Below are 2,670 nucleotides of genomic sequence, written 5' to 3' on the forward strand. Positions count from 1 at the left end.
AGATTACAAAAAGGAAGAAATGTAAACAAAATCATCTGCTGTACAGAGCTATAAGCTGATTGTTTGTTATTATATGGTCAGCCATTGCATTTTCCAACTTTTGTTAATTTGCTTCATCTTCAAGGTTTAATTCTGTGTCAAGTGTATATACTTTGTAGAATATCTGTGGGTAATATCTGATAGAGGCCATGGTCCATCATAAGATATATCTCCAAAACCGTTTTCGTCCTCAACGCCTGGTGAGCTATTTTTATTAAGTAACTGTCTAGATAATGGGGTTTGTGGATCAGCAAAATCCGCTCCTTGGCGGCTTATGACGATGAGTTTCCATCTTCATGATTTCTGCAGTCCAAAATTGAAAAAAATGTTAGTAATTCATCTTTGTAATGAATTTCCATAATATGTTTTTGTTTTTTCCTGTAGGTCAAGTGGTACTTTGCCTGTTCTTTGTTCTTTTTCGTATACGTTTAATATGGTATCCATTTCATGGAACTTTTGCACAAAGTTATTTACAGCTTTATCCAGCGATTCAGTAGATATATCCATTATCCAGTAACCATTGTTAAGATTAGTAGAGGCAGAACCACAATATTTGTGGATACTCAATACAGATTTACCCTGGAGTTCTTCTGGGTTATATTCATTCAGTTTATTATTCTCTGTTAATTTTTCGACCAATTTTTCTATTTCTACACTTTTGTAGGTGTATATCTTCGCATTCCACCCTATTCCAGTATAATCAGGGTTTTTAAAACCGGATTCATTTTCGGTTAAATCGTTTGTATATGGCGCATCAGTATTTGGGTCCACACATATTAGTTCTATGGAGTTTGAACCACTTTGTCTGAAAGTGCTATATATTTCTGTCAAAAACTCATCAGGGGCTTGTGGCGTAACTTCAGGAGTGCCATACAGAGATGCCAGTGGACCACCACCGACAGAAATTACCATATGTTTTTTCATTTTATCACCTTAATGATTTTCATTCTCCAGGTTAAAAAGGATTATTGTATCTATCAATAACCTACTTTTTGCAGGCAGAATTAGTCAGCTACTAACCGCTGAAGCGGGTAGCTTGTCCTTCCATCTCTTAACTAATAGAAGCTAAGCGGAGGACATTAGGAAGGCTGACAGCTCCCCTGTGTGCAATGTTCTTCGAAGTACTGTAGTCAGCGTTCTCTCTATGAGCGCATCTCTTACACTTGAAGTTAGCCTGATTCTTGCGGTTGTTCTTGTTGATATATCCGCACTCAGAACACTGCTGCGAGGTATACATCGGGTTGATAATTACTAGAGGTATTCCTTCCAGTTTTGATTTGTATAAGATGAACTCGGTCAGCTCAGAGAACGCCCATTTACCCAACCTTTCTCTCTGCGCTTTAGTAACCGTGGCTTCCGGACGAAACCCTTTAATATTTTCTGAAGCTATAGCTCAAGACGTGTCTTTAGCGCGTCTAACCGGCTGTTTGGCAACCCAATGGTTCAGATTCCGTTTGAACCAGCGTACTTTCCTGGATAATTTCTTGAGGTGCTTCCTGGCAGACCATGTGCCTTTAGATTGTAATCTCGACTTCAGACTGGTGTATCGTCCATAAGGCTGTACACACCATCCGAACTTCTGTACCCAGTAATGCATTCCCCTATAGCTTATCGGTTCAGCCAGATACGATAGTAGTTCTGAAGTTCTCCTCAAACTTAATCCTTGATGGTACAGAAGTATGGATAATGCTATGGCTTTTACATCTATTCTCTTCCTTTCCACGAAAGATTTAATATCTACTGGTATAAAATCTAATAATGTTTCCAAGTTCATCATTCATCCCCTTTAAATAGGGGGATGATTCCCTTTTATTTTTTAACTGAACAGTGCCAAATTTAACCATTAAATTTTTAAAGTATAGCAACATTAAACCTTAATACGATTCACATTGTGAATTTATAGGATTTTTGTTCCAAAAATTTGTGATAAAATGAAAATGAACACACCATGCCAGGTAATTGTCTGGGATGTGCTTCCCGCAATCCGTGCAGCACTTGCATCAGAACTGGTTAAAAATGGGGTTTCTCAGCGGAAAGTAGCAGAACTGTTTGATATGGCACCTTCTGCGGTTTCACAATATATTACCAAAAAACGCGGTTATCGTATAGAATTCGATGAAGATATAAAGACATCTATAGCAAATCTTGCTTCTGAAATTCAGCAGGAAAAAGTAGATGATGTGTCTGATAAAATATGTGAAATCTGTAAAAAACTTAGAAGCAATGATGGGAATTGTCCAACCAATTTTTAAAATAAATTTAGATAGTTGAACTAAGATATATTCTGTTCATTGGTCTTTTTCATCTGGTTTTATACTTTTTATAACAATGGAAGGTAGAAAACCCTTATGTCTTCAGCATTGCATCAAATCGTAGATTTAATGCGAGTTTCATTTCTTTGAAATGAAACAAAGGGATGAATACCGTCTAATCTATTAATTAGGTTTAAATATTATAAAGACCAATGTCTGTATGATTGTAATTGATAACCAAGATTACAATTTTACACCTTCGGTACGAGGGGTAGAGCCTGTGGACTTGTTCCCATAAGGGAAAAGTATGAAACAGGAAGCCAGTTGGTCTTTACAGGCTGTCCAACAATCCTTAATTAAGTTATAATATTTAATTGCT

The 2,670-nt window shown here is 36.8% G+C and carries 2 protein-coding genes and 1 pseudogene; 1 reads left to right on the plus strand and 2 read right to left on the minus strand.

Going from position 1 to position 2,670, the window contains the following annotated elements:
• Nucleotides 1–375 precede the first annotated feature (375 nt).
• Both ACLFMM_RS09795 and ACLFMM_RS09800 read right to left on the minus strand, forming a co-directional pair.
• Entirely contained in the window at nt 376–963 is a 588-nt protein-coding gene (locus ACLFMM_RS09795; protein WP_410808547.1) for a hypothetical protein, read from the minus strand.
• Between the two features lie 127 nt (nt 964–1,090).
• Nucleotides 1,091–1,588: pseudogene (locus ACLFMM_RS09800) on the minus strand (RNA-guided endonuclease TnpB family protein); the annotation flags it as partial.
• Between the two features lie 382 nt (nt 1,589–1,970).
• Here ACLFMM_RS09800 and ACLFMM_RS09805 point away from each other — a divergent pair.
• A complete protein-coding gene (locus ACLFMM_RS09805; protein WP_410808548.1) occupies nt 1,971–2,291 on the plus strand; it encodes a transcriptional regulator in 321 nt (106 codons plus the stop codon).
• Nucleotides 2,292–2,670 lie beyond the last annotated feature (379 nt).

Source organism: Methanohalobium sp. (genome assembly GCF_046546175.1).
GTDB lineage: Archaea > Halobacteriota > Methanosarcinia > Methanosarcinales > Methanosarcinaceae > Methanohalobium.

Excerpts from the sequence above, each read along its gene's own strand:
- ACLFMM_RS09795 (WP_410808547.1), bottom strand. The coding sequence starts at position 963 with ATGAAAAAACATATGGTAATTTCTGTCGGTGGTGGTCCACTGGCATCT.
- ACLFMM_RS09805 (WP_410808548.1), top strand. The coding sequence starts at position 1,971 with ATGAAAATGAACACACCATGCCAGGTAATTGTCTGGGATGTGCTTCCC.